This window comes from Streptomyces lomondensis (assembly GCF_014651035.1).
Lineage (GTDB): Bacteria > Actinomycetota > Actinomycetes > Streptomycetales > Streptomycetaceae > Streptomyces > Streptomyces lomondensis.
The window spans coordinates 188,073-214,450 of the sequence record NZ_BMWC01000005.1 but is presented as its reverse complement, the minus strand read 5'-3'; the positions used below and the strand labels follow the sequence as shown (position 1 = coordinate 214,450).

The window sequence follows — 26,378 nt, the reverse complement described above, 5'->3', positions numbered from 1 at the left end:
TCAGTCGCCCACCCTCTCCAGCAGCGCCACGGGGAGTGCCGCGAACAATTCCGCCACGCGCGCGTGCCCCGTGAACTCCCGCTCCGGATCCAGTAGGTCCGCCCACCGCCCCGGCGGCAGCGTCAGGCGCGTGTCCTGCCAGCCGCCCGCCTCGGCGAGCCGCAGCGACAGGCGCGTCACGGCCGTCACCGCCGCACCGGAGCGGGCGAACGCCAGGCAGTGCCCGGCCGCCGGTCCCTCCGCCGGCAACGGCATGTAGGTCGCCGTGTCGCCGAACGCGTCGGGCCGCCGGGCCCGCAGCCCCAGCGCCGCCCGCGTCACCGCCACCTTGTCCCCGGACGCGCCGCCGGACTCCTCGGGCGGGAAGCCCACCGCCCGCCGGTTGTCCGGGTCGACCAGCGCCCGGTACTCGGCCTCGGTGCCCTGGTAGACGTCCGGGACGCCCGGCATCGTCAGCTGGACCAGGGCCGTGCCCAGCACGTTGGCCCGGACGTGCGGCTCCAGCGACTCCCGGAACGCGGCGATCCGCTCACCCGGCGCCCCGCACGGCCCGGCCGCCACGAACCGCGCCACCGCCTCCTCGTACGGCGGCTCCTGCTCGGTCCAGCTGGTGTACAGGCCCGCCTCGCGCACGTGCTTCAGCAGCGCCCCCCGCACCCGCTCCAGCGCCCCGGGGACCGGGCCGAGCCCGAACACCGTCTGCCAGGCCGCCCACGCCAGCTGCGCGTCCGGCACGCCCTCGCCGGTGCGCGTCACCTCGGCGAGGACGTCCGCCCAGCGGTCCGGACACTCCGTGAGCACGTGCAGCGCCGCCCGGACGTCGGCGCTGCGCTTGGTGTCGTGCGTCGAGGCGACCGTCCCGGTCACCGGCCAGTCGCGCTGCACGCGCGCGCAGTACGCGTGGAACTCCTCCGGCGACAGCGCCGGACTGCCCGGATTGCCGCCCACCTCGGTCGCCGACAGCAGCGGCACGTACCGGTAGAACGCCGTGTCCTCGACGGACTTCGCCCGCAGCGCCGACGCGGTCTGCGCGAACCGCGTCCGGAACTCCACCTGCGCGGGCCCGTCGCCGTACCGTCCGAGCACCAGATCGCGTACGACGTCCACCGCTCCGGCCTCCTCGGGCACGGCGAAGGCGAGCCGGGCCTCGGCCGCGGCCTCCTCGGTGACCACGGACGCCGCGTCCACGGACTCGTACGGCCGGTAGACCTCCATGCGCACCAGCAGCTCCTGGAGGGCGGTGCGCAGCGCCCAGGGCGCGCGGTCGCGCAGCCCCGGCTCCGGCGACGTCGCGCACAGCCGGGCCGCCACCCGCACCAGCCGGTCGGTCTCGGTCGCCAGCTCGTGCGTGAGGACCTTGTACGCCGCCCGCCGCACCGTCGCCTCCCACTGCCCGCCCCGGTCCGTCTGCGGGGCCGCGAACCGCCGGTACTGCCCCAGGAGGTCCCCGAACCCGGCCGGGTCCGTGAAGAGCCCGTCCACGTGCCGCAGGGCGTCGTAGCCGGTGGTGCCCGCGACCGGCCAGGAGGCCGGCAGCCGCTCGCCGTCGGCCAGGATCTTCTCCACGACCGTCCAGCGGCCGCCCGCCGCCTCGTGCAGCCGCGTGAGGTAGCCGTCGGGGTCGGCGAGGCCGTCGGGGTGGTCGACGCGCAGCCCGTCGATCACGCCCTCGTGGAGCAGCTGGAGGATCTTGTCGTGGGTGGCCTCGAAGACCTCGGGGTCCTCCACCCGCACCCCGATGAGCTCCGAGATGCTGAAGAACCGCCGGTAGTTGAGCTCGGTCCGGGCCAGCCGCCACCACACGGGGCGGTACCACTGCGCGTCCAGCAGATGCGGCAGCGGCAGGTCCCCGGTGCCCTCGCGCAGCGGGAACACGTGGTCGTAGTAGCGCAGCACGTCACCGTCGACACGCAGCTCGTCGAGCACCTCGCCCAGCGGTCCGCCGAGCACCGGCAGCAGCACCTGGCCGTCCTGCGCCTCCCAGTCGATGTCGAACCACCGCGCGTACGGCGACTTCGGGCCCTCGCGCAGCACCTCCCACAGGGCCCGGTTGTGGCGTGGGGCCATGGCCATGTGGTTCGGGACGATGTCCACCACCAGGCCGAGCCCGTGCTCCCGCGCGGTGCGCGCCAGCGCCCGCAGCCCCTCCTCGCCGCCCAGCTCCTCGCGCACGCGCGCGTGGTCGACGACGTCGTAGCCGTGCGTCGAGCCGGGCACGGCCTCCAGGACGGGGGACAGGTGCAGGTGCGAGACGCCGAGCGAGGCCAGATACGGCACGACGGCCGCCGCGGCCCCGAACGGGAACTCGGGCTGCAGTTGCAGCCGGTACGTGGCCGTGGGCACCACCGGGTCAGGTCGCTCAGGTGTCATGGAGACGTACGTACCCGCCCCGCCGCCGTTCGTGTCATCCCCCGCGCCAGGTGCGCCGCGCGTCGCCCGGACGCGTGGCTCTTTCCGGACGACGCGGCGGCTCACGGGGAGGTGGTCACACCGGCCGCTGGAGCACCGTCAGGCTCCGGTCCGTCAGGGTCAGCCGGTCTCCGGCCTGCACCTTCGGGCCCGTACCGGGCGGTACGCCGTCCGCGCGGGCCGTGTCGACCACGACCTGCCACTGCCGCCCGTGGTCGACCGGCACCACGAACTCCAGCGGCTTGGGCGAGGCGTTGAACATCAGCAGGAACGAGTCGTCGGTGATGCGCTCCCCGCGCGCGTCCGGCTCCGAGATCGCGTTGCCGTTGAGGAACACCGTCAGCGCCGAGGCCCGGGCCGAGTCCCAGTCCCGCTGGGTCATCTCCCGGCCTTCCGGGGTGAACCAGGCGATGTCGGACAGGTCGTCGTGCGTGCCCTCCACGGGCCGCCCGTGGAAGAAGCGCCGCCTGCGGAAGACCGGGTGGTCCCGGCGCAGCCACACCATCGCGCGCGTGAAGGCCAGCAGCTCCCCGCTCAGGCCACCCTCGGTCTCCTCGTCGCCCTCCGGCCACTCCACCCAGGCCAGCTCGTTGTCCTGGCAGTAGGCGTTGTTGTTGCCGCGCTGGGTGCGGGCGAACTCGTCGCCGTGGCTGATCATGGGCACGCCCTGGGACAGCATCAGCGTCGCGATGAAGTTCCGCATCTGCCGGGCCCGCAGCCGCAGCACGTCCGGGTCGTCCGTGTCGCCCTCGGCCCCGCAGTTCCAGGACCGGTTGTGGCTCTCGCCGTCCCGGTTGTCCTCGCCGTTGGCCTGGTTGTGCTTGTCGTTGTACGACACGAGATCGTGCAGCGTGAAGCCGTCGTGGCAGGTCACGAAGTTGATCGAGGCCAGCGGGCGCCGCCCGTCGTCCTGGTACAGGTCGGACGAGCCGGTCAGCCGCGAGGCGAACTCCGCGAGCGTGCGCTGCTCGCCCCGCCACAGGTCCCGCACGGTGTCCCGGTACTTGCCGTTCCACTCGGTCCACAGCGGCGGGAAGTTGCCCACCTGGTAGCCGCCCTCGCCCACGTCCCACGGCTCGGCGATCAGCTTGACCTGGGAGACCACCGGGTCCTGCTGCACCAGATCGAAGAACGACGACAGCCGGTCCACCTCGTGGAACTGCCTCGCCAGGGTCGCCGCCAGGTCGAAGCGGAACCCGTCGACGTGCATGTCCGTGACCCAGTACCGCAGCGAGTCCATGATCAGCTGGAGCACGTGCGGGGACCGCATGAGCAGGGAGTTCCCCGTCCCTGTCGTGTCCATGTAGTAGCGGGGGTCGTCCGTCAGCCGGTAGTAGCGCGGGTTGTCCAGGCCCTTGAAGGACAGCGTCGGGCCCAGGTGGTTGCCCTCGGCGGTGTGGTTGTAGACCACGTCGAGGATCACCTCGATCCCCGCCTCGTGCAGCGCCTTGACCGCCGACTTGAACTCCAGCACCTGCTGGCCCCGGTCGCCCCAGGAGGCGTAGGCGTTGTGCGGGGCGAAGAAACCGATCGTGTTGTAGCCCCAGTAGTTGTTCAGGCCCATGTCGACCAGGCGGTGATCGTTCACGAACTGGTGTACGGGCATCAGCTCCAAAGCCGTGACGCCGAGCTCGGTGAGGTGCTCGATGATCGCCGGGTGGGCGAGGGCCGCGTAGGTGCCGCGCAGCTCCTCCGGCAGCCCCGGGTGGCGCATCGTGAGGCCCTTGACGTGGGCCTCGTAGATCACCGTGTGGTGGTACTCGGTGCGCGGGCGCCGGTCGTCGCCCCAGTCGAAGTACGGGTTGACCACGACCGACGTCATCGTGTGCGGCGCCGAGTCGAGGTCGTTGCGCCGGTCGGGATCGTCGAAGTGGTAGCCGTAGACCTCCTCGCCCCAGTGGATCGAGCCGCTGATCGCACGCGCGTACGGGTCGAGCAGCAGCTTCGCGGAGTTGCAGCGCAACCCGTGCTCCGGTGCGTACGGTCCGTGCACACGGAACCCGTACCGCTGCCCGGGCATGATGCCCGGCAGGTACGCGTGCCGCACGAACGCGTCGCTCTCCCGGAGCTCGATCGCCGTCTCGGAGCCGTCGTCGTGCAGCAGACACAGCTCTACTCGGTCCGCGGCCTCCGTGAAGACCGCGAAGTTGGTGCCGGCGCCGTCGTACGTGGCGCCGAGTGGATACGCCTCTCCAGGCCAGACCTGCATGGATACGACTCTTTCAGGTGTACGGCGCCGGTGGGGACGCCTGGGCCCCGAGTCTCCCCGAAAGTGAGGGAACCTCCTATGACTTATCTCCCTCTAACCGAGTGACCAGTGCATACGCGGTATGCCGAATTCAACGGGGCAAACACGTACTCCCGGGGCTGTGGGGGAGTAGGGGGAAGATGTGCGCAACATAGTGCATCGCCACCTGGGCAAGGTGGTGGCCGGTACGGCCATCGCGGTGGCCGGGACCGCCGTGATGATCGGCGTCACCCTGCCGGGCACGGCGGGTGCGGACGACACGGCGACCAGGGCGGGGCAGTCCGTCCGGCAGGAGGGCGCACCGGGCCAGGAGGGCGCACCGGGCCGGGCCGTGGCGCCGGGAGTCGTCGAGGATGCGCCGGCCGAGGGCGAGCGGGGCACCGGCCGCGATCCGCTCACCGACGACGAGCGGGAACGGGGCGAGAAGATCGCCCTGAGCCGGCAGCTCATCCAGGGCAGCGAGAGCGTCGACGGCGACCGCGGGCCGCAGCCCCTCGGCGTCGACCTCGCCGAACCGGAGGCCGACGAGGCCGGCGACCCGGACGCGCCCCGGCGCGCCGACGTGACGTTCTACGACTACCGGGACGACACCCTCGTCACCCGGACCGTCGACCTCGGCACCGGCACGGTGGTGCGGACCGGCACCCAGCGCGGCGTCCAGCCGCCCCTCAGCCGCGCCGAGAAGGCCGAGGCGGCCCGGCTCCTGATCGCCGACCCGCTGGGCGCGGGCCTGAAGGCCGACTACCAGGACGCCACCGGCGAGCAGCTGACCTCCCCGGACCAGCTGCGGCTCAGCGGCGCCGTCTACCGGGCCGCGCCGGGCGCCCAGCCCGCCGTGCTCGACCAGTGCGGCGAGCACCGCTGCGTCCGGCTCTTCCCGAAGATCAAGAACGGGCCGTGGGTCGACGCCAGGTCGCTCGTGATCGACCTGAGCGCCCGCAAGGTCGCCGAGCTGGACCTCTGACCCGCCCTTTTCGCTCACCCGTCCACCTCGCTCCTCCTGTCAGGGAGTCACCTCGTCATGCTCGTGAACCGAGACAGCCGCCCGAACCGAGCCGGCCGCGGGAACGGAAACAGCCGCGTGAACAGAAGAAGCAAGGCCCGCACCGGGGCGGCCGTGGGGCTGACCGTGGCCGCGCTCGCCGCCGGCGCCGCCGCCGGCGCGGGACCGGCCACCGCACGGCCGGCGAGCGCCCCGGCGCCGGCCGCGGCCTACTGCGGCGCCGCCCACCGCATCGAGCAGAAGCTCTCGACCGGAACGACCTGGCGGATGTGCTGGCGCTACGACGGCAAGGCCGGCCTCGTCCTGGAGGACATCTCCTACCAGCCCAAGGGCGAACCCAGGCCGGTCAAGGTCCTCAACAGCGCCCGGCTCGGCCAGATCCACGTCCCCTACGACGACGGCAACGTCGAGTACGACGACCTGACGGGCTTCGACTTCGCCCAGGGCCTGATGGACCTGGCGCCGGGCGAGTGCCCCGGCGGCACCATCAAGACGGTCAAGGTCCCGGACTCCGTCAACGACACCCCGAACGTCAGGGGCCTGTGCACCACCACCCGCTCCCGCGGCCACGCCTACCGCATGCAGGGCGACACCGCGAACAAGGTCTACCAGGCCGAGGGCAGGGACCTCCTCGTCTACACCGTGAACCAGGTCGGCTGGTACGAGTACATGACCGAGTGGCGCTTCCAGGACGACGGCGCGATCACCATGAACGTCGGCGCCACCGGCAGCCTCTCCTACGACGACTACGACGCCGGCGACGGCCGCGGCTGGCCGATCGGCAAGGGAGCGAGCGCCAAGGCCACCAGCCACAGCCACAACGCCTTCTGGCGGCTCGACTTCGCGCTGGACGGCTCCACGAAGAACACCGTCGAGCAGTACGACTCCACCGTCACCGCGCCCACCAGGGGGCAGCAGGCCCCCACCACGAAGACCACCCGCACCAAGATCACCAAGGAACTCGCCGGGGACAGCAGGAACTACCGCTGGTGGCGCGTGGTCAGCGCGGCCGGCAAGAACAAGGACGGGCACGCGCGCTCCTACGAGATCGTCCCGGGGCCGACCACCAAGTACCCGGGCCGCAGCTACACCAAGCACGACATGTACGTCACCCAGTACAACAAGTGCGAGCTGTTCGCCAGCCACAACCCCGACGACTGTGGGCCCGGAGCCGGCACCTCCGTCGACAAGTGGGTGAACGGACAGGCCCTCGAGCACCCCGTGGTCTGGATGAACATCGGCTTCCACCACATAGCCCGGGACGAGGACCAGCAACCCATGCCCGTCCACTGGCAGGGGTTCTCCATCGCCCCGCGCGACGTCACCGCCATGAATCCGCTCACTCCGGCCGAGCTCGGCTGGCAGAACGGGCACTGGCAGCCGCGCGGTTGAGAACGACCCTGCCCATCCGGCTGCACCGCCGACCGCTCCCGGAGTACCCTTCCTTGATCGTTGACAAGGGGAGCGGAAGGCGGTGCGCGGGTGGGCTCGGGAGGGCTGGAGCTGCCCCCTGGTGACGAGGGTCACGAGGGGAACTCCGCAGACGTCCCGACCGGTGCCGTGTCCCTGGCACGGCCGATGGACGCGGCGGGCTCGATCGGCCCGGAACTGGACTGGGACGCCGACGCCTGGCGCGAGGTGCGCACCCGCGCCCAGCGGGCCGGGCGGGCCTACATCTGGCTGAACCTCGTCGAGCAGCGGCTGCGCGCGGTCGTCGCCGCCGTCCTGCGGCCCGTCTACGAACCCGTCCACGGCGAGGACTGGGTGGTGGCCGCCGCCGGGCCCGCCGGGCAGGAGTGGGTGCAGCGCGCGGTCGCGGTGCGCGAGGTCAGCCGCCGCAAGGGCTATCTGCTCGACCCGGCCGACGACAACGTCCTGTCCTTCCTCACCCTGCCGCAGCTGCGCGAGCTGATGGTGCAGCACTGGCCCTGCTTCGAGCCGTACTTCGACGACCGCCGGGACGTCGAACTCGCCCTGGACGAGCTGGAGGTCACCCGGAACGTCGTCTCCCGCAACCGGGCCCTGTCCGAGGCCGTGCTGAACCAGGCCGAGCGGGCCTCGGCCCGGCTGCTGGAGATGCTCGGCGCCGGCGGTGACGTGCCGTCCGCGCGGCGGCTGCCCGTCGACGCGGTCGAGGACCTGGTGGGCGACCGGTACGCCGACGTGGTCGCCGTCCACCCGGACCGGGTGCGGCTGATGCGGCAGTTCCCGGCCGAGGACATCTTCGGCGGCGCCCGCCGCCTCGACGCCATCGGCATCGGCCTCAACCTGCTCGTGCAGAACTTCTCCGGCCGTCGCCTGGTGCGGCTGGCCGAGTCCGGCTGCCGGGTGCGGCTGCTGTTCCTCAACCCGGCCTCCAGCGCGGTCAAGCGGCGCGAGCGCGAACTCGGCATCAAGCGCGGCGAGCTCAGCCGCGCCGTCGAGATGAACATCCTGCACATGCGCCGGGTGCGGGCCCGGCTGCGGGACCCGGGCGCCTTCGAGATCCAGGTCTTCGACGAGACGCCCCGCTTCACCGCGTATCTCGTCGACGGCGACGGGGCGGACGGCGTCGCCGTCGTGCAGAACTACCTGCGCCGGACGCGCGGCATGGAGGCGCCGGTGTTCGTCCTGCGCAACAGCGGCAAGGTGGTCAAGTCGGGCGAGATCGACGAAAGCGGTCTCTTCCCCACCTATCGCGAGGAGTTCGAGGTGATGTGGGCGGATTCGCGCCCCGTGTCGTGAACTGTGCCTGACTGTGCGGTGTTTCCGCGGCGGTCCGTCGCGGTCGTCGGGGCCAAGCGGAATGCGGTCCTCTGATTGTCAGTGGTGCATGGGAAGGTGGAGACCACTGGGGGAACGCACCACAAGAAGGGGGGCCCGCCCATGGGCTGGCACCGGGAGCTGCTGATCGGCTTCGACCTGGAGACGACGGGCACCGATCCGCGCGAGGCGCGCATCGTCACGGGAGCCGTGATCGAGGTCAGGGGCGGGGAGCCGATAGGGCGCCGGGAGTGGCTGGCCGACCCGGGGGTGCCGATCCCCGAGGACGCGGTGGCGGTGCACGGCATCAGCAACGAGCGGGCGGCGGCCGAGGGCAAACCGGCCGACCAGGTGGCGGACGCCCTTGCCGACGTCCTCACCTCCTACTGGAGGACGGGCGTACCGGTCGTCGCCTACAACGCGGCCTTCGACCTGACCCTCCTGTCCGCGGAGTTGCGGCGGTACGGCCTGCCGTCCCTGCGCGACCGCCTGGGCGGCGCGGACCCCGCCCCCGTCATCGACCCGTACACGATCGACCGCTGGGTCGACCGCTACCGCCGCGGCAAACGCAACCTCGAAGCGGTCTGCGCGGAGTACGGCGTGGTCCTCGACTCCGCCCATGACGCCATGGCCGACGCCCTCGCGGCGGCCCGCCTGGCCTCCGCGATAGCCGGCCGCCACCCCAAGATCGCCTCCCTCGGCCCGGCGGCCCTGCACTGCCGCCAGATCGAGTGGTACGCGCAGTGGGCGGCGGACTTCCAGAGCTTCCTGCGCGGGAAGGGCGATGCGACGGCCCTGGTCGACCCGGCCTGGCCCCTGCGGGAGTTGGCGGACGAGCCGGTCCGATAGGGGCTTTCCAGCCCTCAGAACGGATACCAGCGCACCGACTCGTCCCCGTCCCTCAAGGACTTCACCCGCCGCTCGAACTCGGCCAGCGCCTTCGGGTTGCCCGGCGCGTGCTGGGCCACCCAGGCGCAGCTGGCCGTCTCCCGGGCCCCGCGCAGCACCGAGCACCCCTCCCACGCGCGTACATCCCAGCCGTAGGCCCGGGTGAAGGAGTCGTACGCCTCGTCCGGGAGCCCGTACCGGTCGTGGGAGAGGGCCATCACCACCAGATCGTGCTCGCGCAGGTCCGAGGAGACCGTCTCCAGGTCGACCAGCACCGGCCCGTCCGGCCCGACATGCACATTGCGCGGCAGCGCGTCGCCGTGGATCGGCCCCGGCGGCAGATGCGGCGTCAGCGCGGCGGCCCGCGCGGCGAAGCCGTCCCGCCGCTCGCGCAGATACGCCGCGTCCGCGGGATCGATCGTGTCGCCCGCGAGCCGCAGCCAGCGCTCCACACCGCTCAGCAGATCGCGGGGCGGCAGTTCGAAGGGGGGAAGAGGAGTGGCATGCACGACCCGTAGCAGTTCGGCCAAATCCCGCGGCTCGGCGGGCCGTACGGCCTCGGGCAGCCGGTGCCACACGGTCACCGGATGCCCGTCCACGAGCAGCGCCTTCGGCTCGGCCGCCCGCACCGCCGGCACCCCGGCCTCGGCGAGCCACACCGCGACGTCCAGTTCGCGGCGCGCCCGGTCGAGGAGTTCGGCGTCGCGGCCCACCTTGACGACCAGGTCACCGGCGGCGAATACCGCGTTCTCGCCCAGCGCGAGCAGCCGCGCCTCCCGGGCGGCGCCGGGCAGCACCCCGGCCGCCGCCAGTACGTCCCGCGCCCGTGCCTCGTCCATCGTCCGCCTCCGTCGTCCGCGCTGGTGCCGTCGCGTTCCGGCCATCCGCCGGTCAGTGTCGCATCGGCACAGGTCGCGGTGCGTGCGCGGTGCCTTGACGAGGCACACGGCCTTCACGAGCATGACGTGGCCACCCGAGCCGTGCAAAGGGGCTGATTCCGTGACATTGGTGACCGAGGCTTCGCCACCTTCGCCACCGAGGAGACCAGCCGGCCGGAGGCCCGGCGGGGGCCGGCCCCGGCGGGCCGTCGACCACGGCGCCTGGTTCCTGGTGCTGCCCGCCCTGATCCCCATCCTCGTCCTCAGCGCCGGCCCGCTGCTGTACGGGATCCTGCTGGCCTTCACCGACGCCCAGTCGGGCCGCACAAAGCCCACCCAGTGGATCGGCGGCCTCAACTTCCGGGACCTGCTGCACGACACGCTGTTCTGGGAGTCGTTCCGGATCGGGCTGGTCTGGGCGGTCGGCGTGACCGTGCCGCAGTTCCTGCTCGCGCTCGGCCTCGCCCTGCTGCTCAACCAGGACCTGCGGCTGCGCTGGCTGGCCCGCGCGCTGGCGATCATCCCCTGGGCCATGCCCGAGGTCGTCGTCGGCATCATGTGGCGGCTCGTCTACAACCCGGACGCGGGCGTCCTCAACGAGACCCTGCGCGACCTGGGCCTGGGCAGCGGCCGGGACTGGCTCAGCGGGCTGGCCACCGCCCTGCCCGCCGTGATCGTCGTCGGCGTCTGGGCGGGCATGCCGCAGACGACGGTCGCACTGCTCGCCGGGCTGCAGAACACCCCGCGTGAACTCCACGAGGCGGCGGCGGTCGACGGAGCGGGCGCCTGGCGCCGCTTCCGCACGGTCACCTGGCCCGCCCTCAGACCCATCGCCCTCGCCATCACGGCGCTCAACCTGATCTGGAACTTCAACTCCTTCGCCCTGGTCTACGTGCTCACCAACGGCGGCCCCGGCGGCCGGACCCGCCTGCCCATGCTCTTCGCCTACGAAGAGGCCTTCCGCTACGGGCAGTTCGGCTACGCGGCGGCGATGGGCTGCGTGATGGTGGCCGTGATCTCGATCGCCCTGGCCGTCTTCCTCGCCGGCCGGCTGAAGGGAGGTGACGACGCGTGAGGACCAGCGCACCGGCCCGCGTCGGCCAGTACACCGCACTGCTCGCCTACCTCGTCTTCCTCGCCTTCCCGTTCCTCTGGCTGGTCTCCACCGCGTTCAAGCCGCCGCGCGAGCTGGGCAGCCTGCATCCGACCTGGATCCCCAAGGACCCCACCCTCGCCAACTTCCGGCAGGCCTTCGACGAGCAGCCGCTGCTGCACGCGGCCCTCAACTCCCTGCTGGCCGCGCTCGCGGCGGCCGTCGTCGCCGTGCTGATCGCGACGCCGATGGCCTACGTCGTCGCCCGGCGCCGCACCCGGCTCGCGAAGGCGGTGACGGGCTGGGTCGTGGTCAGCCAGGCCTTCCCGTTCGTACTGCTGATCATCCCGCTGTTCCTCGTGCTGAAGAACCTCGGAATGATCAACTCCGTGCCCGGTCTGGTGCTGGTCTACGTGGTGTGGGCGCTGCCGTTCGCGCTGTGGATGCTCGCCGGGTACGTCCGGGCCGTGCCGCCCGAGCTGGAGGAGGCCGCCGCCGTCGACGGGGCGGGCCGGGTGCGGACGCTGGTGTCGGTGACCGCGCCGCTGCTCGCGCCGGGCATCGTGGCGACCGGGCTGTTCGCGTTCATCACCGCGTGGAACGAGTTCTTCTTCGCGCTCGTACTCCTCAAGACGCCGGAGAAACAGACCCTTCCGGTGGTGCTCACCCACTTCATCGGCGCCGAGGGCGTCGCCGACCTCGGCCCGCTCGCGGCGGCCGCCTTCCTCGCCACCCTGCCCTCGCTGGTCGTCTTCGCGCTCATCCAGCGGCGTATCACGGGCGGCATGCTCACCGGGGCGGTGAAGAGCTGATGCGCGCCCGCCTGCTGGCCCTGGTCCTCCTGCTGCTCCTCGCCGGCTGCTCCTCCGGCGGCACCCGCGACGACGGCCGGATCACCCTGCGCTTCCAGTCCCTGGCCTGGCAGGAGGAGTCCGTCCGGGCCAACAAGGAACTGGTGGCGGAGTGGAACGCCACCCACCCGGACATCCGGGTCGAGTACGTCCAGGGCAGCTGGGACAGCGTCCACGACCAGCTCCTGACCGCCTTCGAGGGTGGCGAGGCGCCGGACATCATCCACGACGCCTCCGACGACCTCGCGGACTTCGCCTACGGCGGCTACCTCGCCGATCTCACCGACCTGCTGCCCGACCGCCTCAAGGCGGACATCCCGCAGCGCAGTTGGGAGACGACCACCTTCGGGGACGGCGTCTACGGCGTGCCGTTCCTCCAGGAACCGCGCGTGCTGATCGCCAACGCGAGATGGCTCAAGCGGTCCGGGGTACGGATCCCGACACCGGAGAAGCCATGGAGCTGGACCGAGTTCCGCCGGATCACCCAACACCTCAGCGGCCGGGGCAAGTACGGCGTCGCCTGGCCCCTGAAGGAACCGGTCTCCGCCACCCTCAACCTTTCCCTGTCGGCGGGCGGGCAGCTCTTCCACCGCGGGGCGGACGGCAAGGTGACGGTCCGGTTCCAGGCGGCCGACCAGGTGGTGCCGCGCACCATCCACGACCAGGTCACCACCGACCGCAGCGCCTCGCCCACGACCCTGGGCAGCGGCGGCTCCGACACCCTGCCCGGGTTCTTCGGCGGCAGATACGCGATGGTCCCGCTCGGCTTCTCCTACCGCCAGCAGATCGTGCAGCAGGCCCCGAAGGGCTTCGACTGGCAGGTCCTGCCCGCCCCGGCGGGTGCCGGGGGCCTGGCCCAGGGCGTCAGTCCGCAGACCCTCTCCGTCGCCGCGGACAGCCCGCACAAGAAGGAGGCCGCGGCCTTCATCGACTTCCTCCTCGGACCGGAGAACATGGTCCGCCTCGCCCTCGGCGACTGGATGCTGCCCACCGGCACCCAGGCGCTGAAGGACCCCGCCCTGCGCACCACGCGGCACGGCTGGGCGACCGGCACCGCCCTCGCGGAGCACCTGCGCCCGGCGCCCGCGCAGACGGTGCGGGGCTACCCCGAGTGGAAGGACAAAGTGGCGACGCCGGCCCTCCAGGAGTACTACAGCGGAGCGATCGGCCTCGGCGAACTGCGCGAACGGCTGGAGGAGGACGGCAACCTGGTGCTCGCCCGCTACCAGCGCTGACTCGCCGGCCCCCGGGGCATCCGCGGCTGCGCGAGTCGCTGACCTCGTAGTCTCCGTACAGATTGCACGAGACGTATCGTCTCGCGTACGGTCGGGGCATGACCAGTCGCGCCCATATCGCCATGTTCTCCATCGCCGCCCACGGCCACGTGAACCCGAGTCTGGAGGTGATCCGCGAGCTCGTCGCGCGGGGCCACCGGGTGACGTACGCGATCCCGCCCGTCTTCGCGGAGAAGGTCGCGCAGACCGGTGCCGAGGTGAAGCCCTGGAACTCGACGCTGCCCTCGCCCGACGACGACCCGGAGGCGTGGGGGAGCACGCTGCTGGACAACGTGGAGCCGTTCCTCGACGACGCGATCCAGGCCCTCCCGCAGCTGATCGAGTCGTACCAGGGCGACGAGCCGGACCTCGTGCTGCACGACATCGCCGCCTACCCGGGCCGTGTCCTCGCCCACCGCTGGGGCGTCCCCGCGATCTCCCTCTCACCGGCCATGGTCGCCTGGGAGGGCTACGAGGAGGAGGTCGCCCGGCCCCTGTGGGAGGAGCCGAAGAAGACCGAGCGCGGCCGCGCCTACTACGCCCGCTTCCACGCCTGGCTGGAGGAGAACGGGATCACCCTGCACCCCGACGCGTTCGGCGGCCGCCCCGACCGCTCGATCGTCCTGATCCCCAAGGCGCTCCAGCCGAACGCCGACCGGGTCGACCAGAGCGTGTACTCCTTCGTCGGCGCCTGCCAGGGCGACCGCACCGCCGAGGGCGACTGGCAGCGGCCGGCCGGCGCCGAGAAGGTCGCGCTCGTCTCCCTCGGCTCCGCCTTCACCAAGCAGCCGGACTTCTACCGGGAGTGCGTGAAGGCGTTCGGCGACCTCCCCGGCTGGCACCTGGTGCTCTCGGTCGGCAGGCACGTCGACCCGGCCGAGCTCGGGGACGTCCCCGCGAACGTCGAGGTGCGCTCCTGGGTGCCGCAGCCGGCGATCCTGGAGCAGGCTGACCTGTTCGTCACGCACGCCGGCGCCGGCGGCAGCCAGGAGGGCCTGGCCACGGCCACGCCGATGATCGCCGTACCGCAGGCCGCGGACCAGTTCGGCAACGCGGACATGCTCCAGAGCCTCGGTGTCGCCCGGCGGATCGACACGGAGGAGGCGACCGGCGAGGTCCTGCGCGAGGCGGCACTCGCGCTCGTGGAGGATCCGGCGGTCGCCCGCCGCCTGAAGGAGATCCAGGCGGAGATGGCCCAGGAGGGCGGCACGCACCGCGCGGCCGACCTCATCGAGGCCGAAGTGCCCCGGGTGTGTGGATCCTGAGCAGACGGTTGTGCCCCGCGGTGACCGATGAGTAATTTACGGGGCCCGGGCAGCCGCCCACCGGCCGTCGTGCCCACCCCCACGGGGCACGACGGCCGTCCTAGGGTGAGCGGATGACGACGACATACGCGGCACTGCTGCGCGGGATCAACGTGGGCGGCAGCAGAAAGGTCCCGATGGCCGCCCTGCTCGCGCTCATGGAAGGCCTCGGCTACACGGCCGTACGCACCTACCTGCAGAGCGGCCAGGCCGTCTTCGCCTCCGGCCACGGCGACGAGGAGTCCCTGGCGGCCGAGATCACGCACGCCGTCGAGCGGCACTTCGGCTTCGGCGTCGACGTGATCGTGCGCGACCACGCCTACCTGAAGGCGATCGCCGACGCGTGCCCGTTCCCGGCCGCCGACCTGGAGCCCAAGCAGCTCCACGTCACGTACTTCTCCGCGCCCGTCACCCCCGAGCGCTTCGCGGAGATCGACCAGGCCGCCTACCTCCCCGAGGAGTTCCGCCTCGGCGACCGCGCCCTGTACCTGTACGCCCCGAACGGCCTCGGCCGCTCCAAGCTGGCCGAGCACCTGTCGAAGCCGCGCCTCACCAAGGGCGTGATCGCCACCACCCGCAACTGGAACACCGTGGTCAAGCTGGTGGAGATGACGGAAGCCTGACCTTCCGGTCGCCGAGGCCGGCCGTGTACGACGTGATCTCGGCCGGCACGGTCAGCCGCGGGTCCCCGTAGAGCCGCCGCACGTCCTCCCCGGAGCGGGCCGCGGCGACCGCGTCGGCCGCCGCGAGGTCGTCCTCGGTGAGCGGCGCGCCCTTGCCGAGCCCCGGCTCCCAGCCGTCCCAGGGCAGCAGTTCGACACCGTTCAGCGCGGCCAGATCGCGCAGGACGTTGCCGCGGACGAACCACAGACCCCGCAGCCCCGCGACGGGGCTGAACCCGCACGTCTCCGGGTCCAGCCGCCCCTCCCGGCAGCCCCGCCAGACGTCACCGGCCACCAGGAAGGCGTCCCGCGGCACGTCCATCGGGTCGAACGGCACGTCGTACCCCGCGTGGACCTGCGCGTCGGCCAGCCGCCAACCGCCGTCCGGCGCGCGGTACTCCGTGACCCAGTGGTCCTCGTACCAGTCCTCGGCGAAGTAGGTGGCGAAGCCGCAGCGCAGCCGCGCCGGTGTCCCCGTGGCCCGCAGCAGCGCGCACAGCAAAAGCGAGAAGTCCCGGCACGTCCCCACGAACCGGCCCTCGGGCGGCCGCCGTTCGGTGAGCGGGGCGTCCCCGCGCTCCCGCAGGATCCGCAGCATCTCCGTGACGTAGCGGGACTCGGCGTCGTGGCTCAGCCGCTCCTCGGGCACGGCGTAGCCGAGGAGCCCGCCCTCGCCCCGGTGCATGACCAGGCCCCGCACGGCCGCCGCGAGCCGGCGCGGATCGCGGGGCAGTCCGCCGGTGTCCAGGTCCCCGGGATCGCTGTACGGCGTCTGCCTCAGATAGAAGTCGTCGTCCATGGGCGGGACGCTCGCCCCTGCCCCAGGGGCAAGGTCAAGCCGTCCCTGAACGCTCCCACCGCCGCCCCCGTACCTACGGGCGGCACGAGAACGCAGTCTCGCGAGAGGAATCGCACCGTGACGGTCGACCTCGTCTACGCCTACGCGGTCCTGCGCCGCACCCCCGAGGCCGGCGCGGCGGTGGCGCCCCTGCGCGGGGTCGCCGGAGAGCCCGTCCACCTGGTGGAGCCGGCCACGAGCACACCGCAGCTCGCCTTCGCCGTCGGCCACGTCCCGGCCGCCGACTACGCCGAGGCGCCCCTCGAGGCCCATCTCGACGACCTGGACTGGCTGGAGTCCACGGTCCGCTCCCACCACGCCGTGGTGGCCGCCCTGGTCGCCTCCGGCGCCGCCGTCCTGCCCCTGCGCCTCGCCACCGTCTACCCCGACGAGGGCAGCGCCCGCCAGGCCCTCGACACCCGCCGCGGGTACTTCCTCTCCCTGCTGGACCGCCTCACCGGCCATGTGGAACTCGGCGTCAAGATCTACGCCACGCCGGACATCACCCCGCCCGGAGCTGGTACGGAGACCGCACCGGACCCGGCCACCGGCGTCGGTGTCGGCCGCGCCTACCTGGCGATCCGCCGCCGCAGACAGCGCCGGAACGAGGAAGCCTGGCGTACGGTCGCCCGGGCCGCCGCCCGCCTCACCGAGACCGCCGGCGCCCTCTCCGTCGACCGTGTCGCCCACACCCCCGAACGCGGCAGCCTGGCCGGCTCGGCCCCCGGCACCAACGTGGGCAACGACGCGTACCTCGTCCGCGCCGACCGCGTCGACGCCTTCCGCGCCGGCGTACTGACGGCCGCCGAGGGCATCCCCGGCCTCCGCGTGGAGGTCACCGGCCCCTGGGCCCCGTACTCCTTCGCCCTCCAGCCGCAACCGCACGAGGAGCCGGCCGCGTGACCCTCACCTCGCCCAGGGAGGGCCGCGGAGGCGTCAGGCGCTCACCGCCGCCAACGCCGGTACCCGTGCCGCCTCGTACCGCTCCAGCACCACCCGTGCCACCTCCGGCGCCGCCCCCAGCACCTCCGCCAGGACGTCCGCCTCCGCCGCGCCCCGGGCGATGCGGTCCGGGAGGAAGCCGGGGGCGAGGACGTAGGGCGCGACGGCTACGCGGGAGCAGCCGAGGGCGCGGAGTTCGCGGACGGCGTCCTCGGTGCGGGGAAGGGATGCGGAGGCGAACGCAGGCCGCACGGCGCACCAACCGGTGTGCCGCCACTCCCGCGCGATTGCTGCGATCACTGCGATCGCCTCCGGGTCGGTGGACCCCGCCGAGGCCAGCACGACCCCGGTCGAGGACTTGTCGGCGGGGGTCAGGCCCGCCTCGTACAGGCGCCGTTCCAGGGCCCCCAGCAGCAGGGGCGACGGGCCCAGGACCTCCGCCTGGCGGATGCGGAGCTGCGGGGGCGCGTCCGCGAGGACCGCCGGGATGTCCGCCTTCGCGTGGAACGCCCGGGTGAGGAGGAGGGGCAGGGCGACGACGTCGCGGACGCCCTGGACCGCCAGGGACTCCAGCACCCCTTGGGCGGACGGCACGTTGAAGTCCAGGAAGCCGGTCTCCACGCGGACGTCGGGGCGCAGGGAGCGCACCCGGCGCACCAGGGCGTGCACCGTCGCGGCGTGCCGCGGGTCGCGGCTGCCGTGGGCGATGACGAGGAGGACAGGCTTGTGGGTCATGGACGTCAGCTCTTCACCAGCAGGCCGCGGCTGCGCAGCACCCACCGCTCCAGCGGGCTGAAGATCAGCAGGTCGATGGCGATGCCGACGATGAGGATCAGCAGGATCGCCTCGAACACCATCGCCATGTCGCTGGCGTTGCGGCCGTTCTCCAGCAGCTGGCCGAGGCCCACGCCGAGGTCGGGGAAGGACGCGATGATCTCCGCGGCCATCAGGGAGCGCCAGGAGAAGGCCCAGCCCTGCTTCAGGCCCGCCACATAGCCGGGCAGGGCGGCGGGCAGGACGATGTGCCAGGTGCCCCTCAGGCCCGTGGCGCCCAGCGTGCGGCCCGCGCGCAGGAACAGCGGCGGCACCTGGTCGACGCCCGACACCAGGCCGTTGGCGATCGACGGGACCGCGCCGAGCAGGATCACCGCGTACATCATCGAGTTGTTCAGGCCCAGCCAGATCACCGCCGGCGGCACCCAGGCGACCGACGGCAGGGACTGCAGGCCCGACAGGATCGGGCCGATCGCCGCCCGGACGAATTTCACGCGGGCCACGATCAGGCCCAGCGGCGTGCCGATCAGCAGGGCGAAGCAGAAGCCGAGCAGGCCGCGCGAGACGCTGGTCCAGATGTAGCCGAGCAGTTCGCCCTGGAGCCACGCCGTGTGGACGACGTCCCACACCGCGGACGGCGCGGGCAGCTTGGTCGGGTCGTCGACCACCTTGAATGACACCAGCGCCTGCCAGACCGCCAGCACCAGCGCGACGGCGAGGACCGGCGGCAGGATCTTCTCGGTGAAGGTCTGCCGGAACGGCTTGCGGCCCGTCTGCACCGTCTCCAGCGCGTCGAGGCCCGCCTCCAGTCCGGCGAGATCGCTGCCGTCCTTGGCGACGTTCGTCGAATCAGTGCTGGCCATGACGGCGGATCTCCCCACGAAGTTCTTCGGTGATCTCGACGGACAGCTCCGCGACGGCGGTGTCCTCGATACGGCGCGGATGCGGGATGTCCACGGTCCACTCGCGCGCGATCCGCCCCGGCCGGGAGGACAGCAGCACCACGCGCTGCGCGAGCCGGACCGCCTCGCGCACGTTGTGCGTGACGAACAGGACGGACAGCCGCGTCTCGCGCCAGATGCGGGTCAGCTCGTCGTGCAGCACGTCCCGCGTGATGGCGTCGAGCGCCGCGAACGGCTCGTCCATCAGCAGCAGCCGGCTCTCCTGGGCGAGCGCCCGGGCCAGCGCGACCCGCTGGCGCATACCGCCCGACAGCTCGTGCACCCGCTTGCCGTACGCGCCCTTCAGCCGGACGAGTTCGAGCAGTTCCTCGGCACGGTCGCGGCGCTCGGCCTTCGGCACGCCCCGCAGCTTCAGGGCGAGTTCGATGTTCTTGCCCGCGGTCAGCCACGGGAACAGCGCGTGCTCCTGGAACATCAGCGCCGGGCGGCCGTCCGTGGTGATCTCGCCCGCGGTGGGCCGGTCCAGCCCCGCCACCAGGTTGAGCAGCGTGGACTTGCCGCAGCCCGAGGCCCCCAGGAGGGTGACGAACTCGCCGGGCGCGACATCGAGCGTGATGTCGTCCAGGACGAGCTGCTGCCCGGCGGGGCCCGCGAACGACTTCGAGACGTGTTCGATGCGGGCGGCATGCGTGGCCGCCGCGGCGCCGTCGGCGGCCTTGGCGAGGGTCGTGGCCATGGTCGTCACCTCCTGGGAACTGATCGGGATGCGGGCTTACTTCGCGCCGAGACCGGCGTCGTCGACCGTGGGTTCGCCCTCGGCCTTGAGGACCTTGTTCAGCGGCGCGAGGTCGTAGATGCCCTTCAGGTCCGGCTTCTGAAGCAGCCCCGCCTTCACCGCGTGCTCCGCCTCGGTGCCGAGGGTGGCGGCCAGCGGGTCGTCGGTGAACCGGATCGACTTCCACGCCGGGTCCAGCACATCGGCGGGCAGCGCCTTGCCGGAGACCTCCGCCAGCTGCTTGTTCGCCGCCGCCTTCGCCTCGTCGGGGTGGGCGTTGATCCACTTGTTGGTCTCGACCGAGCCCTTGAGCACGGCCTCGACGACCTTCGGGTGCTTCTTCAGGAAGTCCTGCCGCACGATGATGTTCGTGATCACGAACTTCTTGTCCGGCCACAGCGTCGCCTCGTCCAGCAGCACCTTGCCGCCCTCGGCGACCAGCTTCGACGCGGTCGGCTCCGGCACCCAGGCGCCGTCGACCGACCCGGCCTTGAAGGCGTCCGGGGTGACCTTGTTGTCGCTGCGGACGACCGTGACGTCGCCCTGGCCGCTCTGCGGGTCGACCTTCCAGCCCTGGTCCGCGACCCAGTTGAGGAACGCCACGTCCTGCGTGTTGCCGAGCTGCGGGGTCGCGATCCGCTTGCCCTTGACGTCCTTCAGCGACTTGATCTTGTCCGGGTTCACCACGAGCTTCACACCGCCGGAGGCCGAACCGCCGATGATGCGCAGGTTCTTGCCGTCCGACTTGACGTAGCCGTTGATCGCCGGGGACGGGCCGATCCAGCCGATGTCGATGGAACCGGAGTTGAGCGCCTCGATCTCCGAGGGCCCGGCGTTGAAGACGGCCGGCTCGACCCTGGTGGCGCCGAGGGCCTTCTGGAAGAAGCCCTTCTGCAGGCCCACCAGCGCCGTGCCGTGGGTGAGGTTGCCGAAGTAGCCGATCTTGACGGTGTCGAGACCGTCGATCTTCTTCGCCCCGGCGGCGACCTTGGCGGCGCCGTCGTCCTTGGCCTGGGAGCCGTAGCCGCAGGCGGCCAAGGTGAGCAGGGGGAGCGCGGCCAGGGCCGCGAGGCCGCGGCGGAGGGCGGGTGATGCAGGCACGGGAGGTGTTCCTCTCGGAGGCCCGGCGGTCACGGTCCGATCAGGTCGTGGCCGGGAGGTCGGCGGGTTTTCGTCTACAGCGGCGGTGGGGGGTGAGGGCGCGCGAGCGGTGCGCGTACGTCAGCGCACACATCGCGCCACTCCGCCCTGCCCGCTGCCGAGAGCACCGCTGCCGACGCGGCCGCCCTCCTTCGCGAACATCGAGTAGAAGTCGGGGGAGTTCATGTCAGAAGTCCCACCCGTCGTCCTCGGACTCGTCCTTCACCGGCTCCGGGGCGGCGAAGGACTCGCCGACCATGCCCGCGGTCAGCGTCGTGCCGTCGTTGGGGTCGATCAGGATGAACGAGCCGGTGCGCCGCGAGTCCGCGTAGGAGTCGACCGGGAGCGGCTCGGCGGTACGGATCTTCACCCGGCCGATGTCGTTGGCGACGAGCTGTCCCGGGTGCGGGTGCAGGGACAGGTCGTCGAGCGTCAGCCGGGACGGGATGTCCTTGACGATCGCCTTGACCGTGCGCGTGCCGTGCTTGAGCAGCACCCGGTGGCCGACGGTCAGCGGGGCGTCGGCGACGTGGCAGACGGTCGCCTCGATGTCCTGGGTGGTCGGCGGCGCGTCCTTGCTGGGCACGATCAGGTCGCCGCGCGAGATGTCGATGTCGTCCTCCAGCAGGAGGGTCACCGACTGGGTCGTCCAGGCGACGTCGACCGGCTCGCCGAGCAGGTCGATGCCGGAGATCTTCGTGGAGCGGCCCGACGGCAGCACGGTGACCTGCTCGCCGACGTGGAAGGAGCCGGCCGCGATCTGGCCGGCGTAGCCCCGGTAGTCGGGGTGGTCCGCGCTCTGCGGCCGGATCACGTACTGCACGGGCAGCCGGGCGTGGCAGTGGCTCAGGTCGTGCGCGACCGGGACCGTCTCCAGGTGCTCCAGCACGGTCGGGCCGCCGTACCAGTCCATGTTCGCGGACGGGTCCACCACGTTGTCGCCGACGAGCGCCGAGATCGGGATCGCGGTGACCTCGGGGACGCCCAGCTCGGTGGCGTACGCCGTGAACTCCTCGGCGATCGCGGCGAACACCTTCTCGTCGTACCCGACGAGGTCCATCTTGTTGACGGCGAGGACCGCATGCGGGACGCGCAGCAGGGCGGCGATGGCGGCGTGCCGGCGGGTCTGCTCGACGACGCCGTTGCGGGCGTCGACCAGGATCACCGTCAGCTCGGCCGTGGAGGCGCCGGTGACCATGTTCCGCGTGTACTGCACGTGCCCGGGGGTGTCGGCGAGGATGAACCGCCGCCGGGGCGTGGCGAAGTAGCGGTAGGCCACGTCGATGGTGATGCCCTGCTCCCGCTCGGCCCGCAGACCGTCCGTGAGCAGCGCCAGGTCCGGCGCGCCCTGGCCCCGGCTCGCGGAGGCGCGCTCCACGGCCTCCAGCTGGTCGGTGAGGACCGACTTGGAGTCGTGCAGCAGCCGGCCCACCAGGGTGGACTTGCCGTCGTCGACGGAGCCGGCGGTGGCGAACCGCAGCAGGGTGGTGGCCGAGAGCTCCTCGGTCGTGATCGTGCTCATCTCTAGAAGTACCCCTCGCGCTTGCGGTCTTCCATCGCGGCCTCGGAGAGCTTGTCGTCGGCGCGGGTGGCGCCGCGCTCGGTGAGCCGGGAGGCGGCGATCTCCACGATCACCTTCTCGATGGTGTCGGCGTCGGAGTCCACCGCGCCGGTGCAGGACATGTCACCCACGGTCCGGTAGCGCACGAGCCGCTTCTCGACGGTCTCGCCGTCCTTCGGCCCGCCCCACTCGCCGGCGGTCAGCCACATGCCGCCGCGCTTGAACACCTCGCGCTCGTGCGCGTAGTAGATCTCCGGGAGTTCGATGCCCTCGCGGGCGATGTACTGCCACACGTCCAGCTCGGTCCAGTTGGACAGCGGGAAGACGCGGACGTGCTCGCCGGGCGCGTGCCGGCCGTTGTACAGGTTCCACAGCTCCGGGCGCTGGCGGCGCGGGTCCCACTGGGAGAACTCGTCGCGCAGCGAGAACACCCGCTCCTTGGCCCGGGCCTTCTCCTCGTCCCGGCGTCCGCCGCCGAAGACCGCGTCGAACTTCTCCGCCTGGATCTTCTCGGTCAGCGGCAGCGTCTGCAGCGGGTTGCGGGTGCCGTCCGGGCGCTCCTTGAGCACACCCCGGTCGATGTAGTCCTGCACCGAGGCGACGTGCAGCCGCAGCCCGTGCTTGGCGACCGTGCGGTCCCGGTAGTCGAGGACCTCGGGGAAGTTGTGCCCGGTGTCCACGTGCAGCAGCGAGAACGGCACCGACGCCGGCCGGAACGCCTTCAGGGCCAGGTGCAGCATGACGATGGAGTCCTTGCCGCCGGAGAACAGGATCACCGGCCGCTCGAACTCGCCCGCCACCTCGCGGAAGATGTGCACGGCCTCGGACTCGAGGGCGTCGAGGTGGGAGAGGGCGTACGGGCTGTCGGTCTCCTCGGAAACCGTGGCGGCGGTCGTCATGCCAGTCCCCTTTCGCTGAGCAGGGCGTACACCGACGCCGCGGACTCCTGCACGGTCTGGTTCTGCGACTCGATGCGCAGATCGGGCGACTCGGGCGCCTCGTACGGGTCGTCGACCCCGGTGAGCCCCGTGAGCTCGCCGGCGGCCTGCTTGGCGTACAGACCCTTCACGTCCCGCTCGCTGCACACCTCGACCGGAGTCGCCACATGGATCTCCAGGTACGGCGTGCCGTTCGCCTGGTGGCGCTTGCGCACCGCCTCGCGGCTGTCCTGGTACGGCGCGATCACCGGGACCAGGGCGAGCACGCCGTTGCGGGCGAGCAGTTCGGCGACGAAGCCGATGCGCTGCACGTTGGTGTGCCGGTCCTCGCGGCTGAAGCCGAGGCCCGCCGAGAGGAACTCGCGGATCTCGTCGCCGTCGAGGACCTCGACGCGGTGGCCCTCCTCGCGCAGCCGGCCGGCCAGCTCGTGGGCGATGGTGGTCTTGCCGGCGCTCGGCAGACCCGTGAGCCAGACGGTGGCTCCGGTCGTCACGTCAGTCTCCTGAATCGTCGTCGTCATCCGTGCAGCCCGCACTCGGTCTTGCTCAGTCCCGCCCAGCGGCCGGCGCGCGCGTCCTCGCCCGCCAGGACCCGGCGGGTGCAGGGGGCGCAGCCGACGGAGGCGTAGCCGTCCATCAGCAGCGGGTTCGTCAGGACGCCGTGCTCGGTGACGTACGCGTCCACGTCGTCCTGGGTCCAGCGGGCTATGGGGGAGATCTTGACCTTCTGCCGCTTCTCGTCCCAGCCGACCACCGGGGTGTCCGCCCGGGTCGGGGACTCGTCGCGGCGCAGGCCGGTCGCCCAGGCCTGGTAGTTCTTCAGGCCTCGCTCCAGAGGCTCCACCTTGCGCATCGCGCAGCACAGGTCGGGGTTGCGGTCGTGCAGCTTCGGGCCGTACTCCGCGTCCTGCTCGGCGACCGTCAGGCGCGGGGTGAGCGTGATGACGTTGACGTCCATCACGGCCTCGACCGCGTCGCGGGTGCCGATGGTCTCCTCGAAGTGATAGCCGGTGTCGAGGAACACCACGTCGACGCCGGGCATCGCGCGGGAGGCGAGGTGGGCGACGACCGCGTCCTCCATGGACGAGGTCACGCAGAAGCGCTTGCCGAACGTCTCGGCCGCCCACTGGAGGATCTCCAGCGCGGAGGAGTCCTCCAGGTCGCGGCCCGCCTGCTCGGCGAGCGCCTTCAGATCCTCGGTCGTGCGCTCTTCCTGAACCGTCGTCATATCCGTGCCCCTCCGGTCTCGGATCGCTTCGGTCCCCGGGCCAGCAGCCCGAGGAACTTCAGCTGAAAGGCTCGACTGCACGCCGCGCATTCCCACGCGCCGTGCCCCTCCTCGCTGGGGCGCAGGTCCTCGTCGCCGCAGTAGGGGCAGTAGAAGGGGGCCGCGCGCTCGCTCACGACAGGGCCTCCTCATCGGCGCGGGCCGCCCAGGCGGCGAACCGCTCGCCGTCCTCGCGCTCGGCCTGGAACCGCTTCAGGACGCGTTCGACGTAGTCCGGCAGCTCCTCCGAGGTGACCTTCAGGCCGCGCACCTTGCGGCCGAAGCCGGCCTCCAGACCGAGGGCGCCGCCGAGGTGCACCTGGAAGCCCTCGACCTGCTCGCCCTGGTCGTTCAGGACCAGCTGGCCCTTGAGACCGATGTCCGCGACCTGGATACGGGCGCAGGCGTTCGGGCAGCCGTTGATGTTGATGGTGATGGGCTCGTCGAAGTCCGGGATGCGGCGCTCCAGTTCGTCGATCAGCTGGGAGCCGCGCGCCTTGGTCTCGACGATGGCGAGCTTGCAGTACTCGATGCCGGTGCAGGCCATGGTGCCGCGCCGGAACGGGGAGGGCTTGGCGGTGAGGTCCAGCGCCTCCAGGGACTCCACGAGGGAGTCGACCTGCCCCTCCTCGACGTCGAGGATGATCATCTTCTGCTCGACGGTGGTCCGGACCCGGCCCGAGCCGTGCGCCTCGGCGAGGTCGGCGATCTTCGTCAGCGTCGTGCCGTCCACGCGGCCGACGCGCGGGGCGAACCCGACGTAGAAGCGGCCGTCCTTCTGCCGGTGCACACCGATGTGGTCGCGCCAGCGCTGGAGCGGCTGGGCGGGGGCGGGGCCGTCGACCAGCTTGCGCTTGAGGTACTCGTCCTCCAGCACCTGGCGGAACTTCTCCGCGCCCCAGTCGGCGACCAGGAACTTCAGGCGGGCGCGGGTGCGCAGCCGCCGGTAGCCGTAGTCGCGGAAGATGCCGATGACGCCGGCCCAGACGTCCGGGACCTCGTCCAGCGGCACCCAGGCGCCGAGCCGGACGCCGATCTTCGGGTTGGTGGACAGGCCGCCGCCGACCCACAGGTCGAAGCCGGGCCCGTGCTCGGGGTGGTGCACGCCCACGAAGGCGACGTCGTTGATCTCGTGCGCGACGTCGAGGAGTGGGGAGCCGGAGATCGCCGTCTTGAACTTGCGCGGCAGGTTGGAGAACTCCTTGCTGCCGATGTACCGCCGGTTGATCTCCTCGATGGCGGGGGTGCCGTCGACGATCTCGTCCTCGGCGATCCCCGCGACCGGCGAGCCGATGACCACACGGGGCGTGTCACCGCACGCCTCGGTGGTGGACAGGCCGACGCCCTCCAGCCGGTTCCAGATCTCGGGCACGTCCTCGATCCGGATCCAGTGGTACTGCACGTTCTGCCGGTCGGTGATGTCGGCGGTGCCGCGCGCGAACTCCTGCGAGATCTCGCCGACGACGCGCAGCTGCCGCGTGGTCAGCGCACCGCCGTCGATGCGGACGCGCAGCATGAAGTACTCGTCGTCCAGCTCCTCCGGCTCCAGGATCGCTGTCTTGCCGCCGTCGATCCCGGGCTTGCGCTGGGTGTACAGGCCCCACCAGCGCATCCGGCCGCGCAGGTCGTTCGGGTCGATCGAGTCGAAGCCCCGCTTGGAGTAGATCGTCTCAATACGTGTCCGCACATTGAGACCGTCGTCGTCCTTCTTGAACTGCTCGTTGCCGTTCAGCGGGGTGAAGTGCCCCGCGGCCCACTGGCCTTCACCGCGGTGACGGCTCACCTTGCGGCGGGGAGTCGCGGCGGCAGGCTTCTGCGGGGTGGCGGCCATGGTTGATACGTCCTTCGGGACAGGCGGGAAAGCGGCTCTGACCTGCGCGTGCGGGCGC

24 protein-coding genes are annotated in these 26,378 nt (G+C 71.8%); 10 read left to right on the top strand and 14 right to left on the bottom strand.

Features of this window, described 5'->3' with window-relative positions; genetic code table 11:
* Together treY and glgX are read right to left on the bottom strand one after the other, a co-directional pair.
* Entirely contained in the window at positions 1 to 2,370 is a 2,370-nt protein-coding gene (gene treY / locus IE255_RS19310) for a malto-oligosyltrehalose synthase (RefSeq protein WP_190051565.1), read from the bottom strand.
* Between the two features lie 115 nt (positions 2,371 to 2,485).
* Entirely contained in the window at positions 2,486 to 4,618 is a 2,133-nt protein-coding gene (glgX, locus tag IE255_RS19305; RefSeq protein ID WP_190051564.1) for a glycogen debranching protein GlgX, read from the bottom strand.
* Between the two features lie 181 nt (positions 4,619 to 4,799).
* Between glgX and IE255_RS19300 the strand changes: the two genes are divergently transcribed.
* From IE255_RS19300 to IE255_RS19285, 4 genes are all read left to right on the top strand, one after another.
* The gene (locus IE255_RS19300; protein ID WP_190051563.1) at positions 4,800 to 5,621 is read left to right on the top strand and encodes a TrbL/VirB6 family protein; all 822 of its coding nucleotides are present in this window, start codon (positions 4,800 to 4,802) and stop codon (positions 5,619 to 5,621) included.
* 57 nt (positions 5,622 to 5,678) lie between these two features.
* Positions 5,679 to 7,052, top strand: a complete 1,374-nt coding sequence (locus IE255_RS19295; RefSeq protein WP_229906480.1) for a copper amine oxidase — start codon at positions 5,679 to 5,681, stop codon at positions 7,050 to 7,052.
* Positions 7,053 to 7,142: 90 nt separating this feature from the next.
* Positions 7,143 to 8,384 (top strand): DUF5919 domain-containing protein, encoded by a 1,242-nt coding sequence (locus tag IE255_RS19290; RefSeq protein WP_229906479.1) that lies wholly within the window; start codon positions 7,143 to 7,145, stop codon positions 8,382 to 8,384.
* Between the two features lie 141 nt (positions 8,385 to 8,525).
* Positions 8,526 to 9,251 (top strand): 3'-5' exonuclease, encoded by a 726-nt coding sequence (locus IE255_RS19285; protein ID WP_190051560.1) that lies wholly within the window; start codon positions 8,526 to 8,528, stop codon positions 9,249 to 9,251.
* 14 nt (positions 9,252 to 9,265) lie between these two features.
* Here IE255_RS19285 and IE255_RS19280 read toward each other — a convergent pair whose 3' ends face one another.
* Entirely contained in the window at positions 9,266 to 10,129 is an 864-nt protein-coding gene (locus IE255_RS19280) for a phosphotransferase enzyme family protein (protein ID WP_190051559.1), read from the bottom strand.
* A gap of 160 nt (positions 10,130 to 10,289) precedes the next feature.
* Between IE255_RS19280 and IE255_RS19275 the strand changes: the two genes are divergently transcribed.
* From IE255_RS19275 to IE255_RS19255, 5 genes are all read left to right on the top strand, one after another.
* Complete coding sequence (locus IE255_RS19275; protein WP_190051558.1) at positions 10,290 to 11,243, top strand: carbohydrate ABC transporter permease; 954 nt, start codon at positions 10,290 to 10,292, stop codon at positions 11,241 to 11,243.
* Positions 11,240 to 12,073 (top strand): carbohydrate ABC transporter permease, encoded by an 834-nt coding sequence (locus IE255_RS19270; RefSeq protein ID WP_190051557.1) that lies wholly within the window; start codon positions 11,240 to 11,242, stop codon positions 12,071 to 12,073. Before IE255_RS19275 ends, IE255_RS19270 begins: the two co-directional genes overlap by 4 nt.
* The gene (locus IE255_RS19265) at positions 12,073 to 13,347 is read left to right on the top strand and encodes an ABC transporter substrate-binding protein (protein WP_190051556.1); all 1,275 of its coding nucleotides are present in this window, start codon (positions 12,073 to 12,075) and stop codon (positions 13,345 to 13,347) included. Before IE255_RS19270 ends, IE255_RS19265 begins: the two co-directional genes overlap by 1 nt.
* Positions 13,348 to 13,445: 98 nt before the next feature.
* Positions 13,446 to 14,651 carry a glycosyltransferase gene (locus IE255_RS19260; RefSeq protein WP_190051555.1) on the top strand — a complete coding sequence of 402 codons (1,206 nt, stop codon included), beginning with the start codon at positions 13,446 to 13,448 and terminating at the stop codon, positions 14,649 to 14,651.
* Between the two features lie 113 nt (positions 14,652 to 14,764).
* On the top strand, positions 14,765 to 15,313 hold the full coding sequence (locus tag IE255_RS19255; RefSeq protein WP_190051554.1) for a DUF1697 domain-containing protein: 549 nt from the start codon (positions 14,765 to 14,767) through the stop codon (positions 15,311 to 15,313).
* On the opposite strand, the gene IE255_RS19250 is transcribed toward IE255_RS19255, so the two are convergent.
* Positions 15,285 to 16,151: a transglutaminase-like domain-containing protein gene (locus IE255_RS19250; protein WP_190051553.1), complete on the bottom strand. Its 867-nt coding sequence runs from the start codon at positions 16,149 to 16,151 to the stop codon at positions 15,285 to 15,287. The genes IE255_RS19255 and IE255_RS19250 overlap by 29 nt on opposite strands.
* Before the next feature lie 117 nt (positions 16,152 to 16,268).
* Here IE255_RS19250 and IE255_RS19245 point away from each other — a divergent pair, with 117 nt between their 5' ends.
* Positions 16,269 to 17,093, top strand: coding sequence for a GvpL/GvpF family gas vesicle protein (locus IE255_RS19245; protein ID WP_190051552.1), 825 nt, complete (start codon positions 16,269 to 16,271; stop codon positions 17,091 to 17,093).
* 33 nt (positions 17,094 to 17,126) lie between these two features.
* On the opposite strand, the gene IE255_RS19240 is transcribed toward IE255_RS19245, so the two are convergent.
* From IE255_RS19240 to IE255_RS19195, 10 genes are all read right to left on the bottom strand, one after another.
* Entirely contained in the window at positions 17,127 to 17,867 is a 741-nt protein-coding gene (locus IE255_RS19240; protein ID WP_190051551.1) for a sirohydrochlorin chelatase, read from the bottom strand.
* A 5-nt stretch (positions 17,868 to 17,872) separates the two neighbouring features.
* Entirely contained in the window at positions 17,873 to 18,769 is an 897-nt protein-coding gene (locus tag IE255_RS19235; RefSeq protein WP_190051550.1) for an ABC transporter permease, read from the bottom strand.
* Complete coding sequence (locus IE255_RS19230; protein ID WP_190051549.1) at positions 18,756 to 19,544, bottom strand: ABC transporter ATP-binding protein; 789 nt, start codon at positions 19,542 to 19,544, stop codon at positions 18,756 to 18,758. Before IE255_RS19230 ends, IE255_RS19235 begins: the two co-directional genes overlap by 14 nt.
* A gap of 36 nt (positions 19,545 to 19,580) precedes the next feature.
* The gene (locus IE255_RS19225; RefSeq protein ID WP_190051548.1) at positions 19,581 to 20,684 is read right to left on the bottom strand and encodes an aliphatic sulfonate ABC transporter substrate-binding protein; all 1,104 of its coding nucleotides are present in this window, start codon (positions 20,682 to 20,684) and stop codon (positions 19,581 to 19,583) included.
* A 226-nt stretch (positions 20,685 to 20,910) separates the two neighbouring features.
* Positions 20,911 to 22,245 (bottom strand): sulfate adenylyltransferase subunit 1, encoded by a 1,335-nt coding sequence (locus IE255_RS19215; protein WP_190051547.1) that lies wholly within the window; start codon positions 22,243 to 22,245, stop codon positions 20,911 to 20,913.
* A 2-nt stretch (positions 22,246 to 22,247) separates the two neighbouring features.
* Entirely contained in the window at positions 22,248 to 23,183 is a 936-nt protein-coding gene (gene cysD, locus IE255_RS19210) for a sulfate adenylyltransferase subunit CysD (RefSeq protein WP_190051546.1), read from the bottom strand.
* Positions 23,180 to 23,716, bottom strand: coding sequence for an adenylyl-sulfate kinase (gene cysC / locus IE255_RS19205; protein ID WP_190051545.1), 537 nt, complete (start codon positions 23,714 to 23,716; stop codon positions 23,180 to 23,182). Before cysC ends, cysD begins: the two co-directional genes overlap by 4 nt.
* Positions 23,717 to 23,739: 23 nt before the next feature.
* The gene (locus tag IE255_RS19200; RefSeq protein WP_190051544.1) at positions 23,740 to 24,450 is read right to left on the bottom strand and encodes a phosphoadenylyl-sulfate reductase; all 711 of its coding nucleotides are present in this window, start codon (positions 24,448 to 24,450) and stop codon (positions 23,740 to 23,742) included.
* On the bottom strand, positions 24,447 to 24,626 hold the full coding sequence (locus IE255_RS39245) for a hypothetical protein (RefSeq protein WP_229906478.1): 180 nt from the start codon (positions 24,624 to 24,626) through the stop codon (positions 24,447 to 24,449). Before IE255_RS39245 ends, IE255_RS19200 begins: the two co-directional genes overlap by 4 nt.
* Positions 24,623 to 26,320, bottom strand: a complete 1,698-nt coding sequence (locus IE255_RS19195; RefSeq protein ID WP_190051543.1) for a nitrite/sulfite reductase — start codon at positions 26,318 to 26,320, stop codon at positions 24,623 to 24,625. Before IE255_RS19195 ends, IE255_RS39245 begins: the two co-directional genes overlap by 4 nt.
* Positions 26,321 to 26,378 lie beyond the last annotated feature (58 nt).

Coding starts and splice junctions, on each gene's coding strand:
- treY (WP_190051565.1), bottom strand. CDS start 2,370: ATGACACCTGAGCGACCTGACCCGGTGGTGCCCACGGCCACGTACCGG.
- glgX (WP_190051564.1), bottom strand. CDS start 4,618: ATGCAGGTCTGGCCTGGAGAGGCGTATCCACTCGGCGCCACGTACGAC.
- IE255_RS19295 (WP_229906480.1), top strand. CDS start 5,679: ATGCTCGTGAACCGAGACAGCCGCCCGAACCGAGCCGGCCGCGGGAAC.
- IE255_RS19285 (WP_190051560.1), top strand. CDS start 8,526: ATGGGCTGGCACCGGGAGCTGCTGATCGGCTTCGACCTGGAGACGACG.
- IE255_RS19280 (WP_190051559.1), bottom strand. CDS start 10,129: ATGGACGAGGCACGGGCGCGGGACGTACTGGCGGCGGCCGGGGTGCTG.
- IE255_RS19265 (WP_190051556.1), top strand. CDS start 12,073: ATGCGCGCCCGCCTGCTGGCCCTGGTCCTCCTGCTGCTCCTCGCCGGC.
- IE255_RS19260 (WP_190051555.1), top strand. CDS start 13,446: ATGACCAGTCGCGCCCATATCGCCATGTTCTCCATCGCCGCCCACGGC.
- IE255_RS19255 (WP_190051554.1), top strand. CDS start 14,765: ATGACGACGACATACGCGGCACTGCTGCGCGGGATCAACGTGGGCGGC.
- IE255_RS19250 (WP_190051553.1), bottom strand. CDS start 16,151: ATGGACGACGACTTCTATCTGAGGCAGACGCCGTACAGCGATCCCGGG.
- IE255_RS19240 (WP_190051551.1), bottom strand. CDS start 17,867: ATGACCCACAAGCCTGTCCTCCTCGTCATCGCCCACGGCAGCCGCGAC.
- IE255_RS19235 (WP_190051550.1), bottom strand. CDS start 18,769: ATGGCCAGCACTGATTCGACGAACGTCGCCAAGGACGGCAGCGATCTC.
- IE255_RS19230 (WP_190051549.1), bottom strand. CDS start 19,544: ATGGCCACGACCCTCGCCAAGGCCGCCGACGGCGCCGCGGCGGCCACG.
- IE255_RS19215 (WP_190051547.1), bottom strand. CDS start 22,245: ATGAGCACGATCACGACCGAGGAGCTCTCGGCCACCACCCTGCTGCGG.
- cysD (WP_190051546.1), bottom strand. CDS start 23,183: ATGACGACCGCCGCCACGGTTTCCGAGGAGACCGACAGCCCGTACGCC.
- IE255_RS19200 (WP_190051544.1), bottom strand. CDS start 24,450: ATGACGACGGTTCAGGAAGAGCGCACGACCGAGGATCTGAAGGCGCTC.
- IE255_RS19195 (WP_190051543.1), bottom strand. CDS start 26,320: ATGGCCGCCACCCCGCAGAAGCCTGCCGCCGCGACTCCCCGCCGCAAG.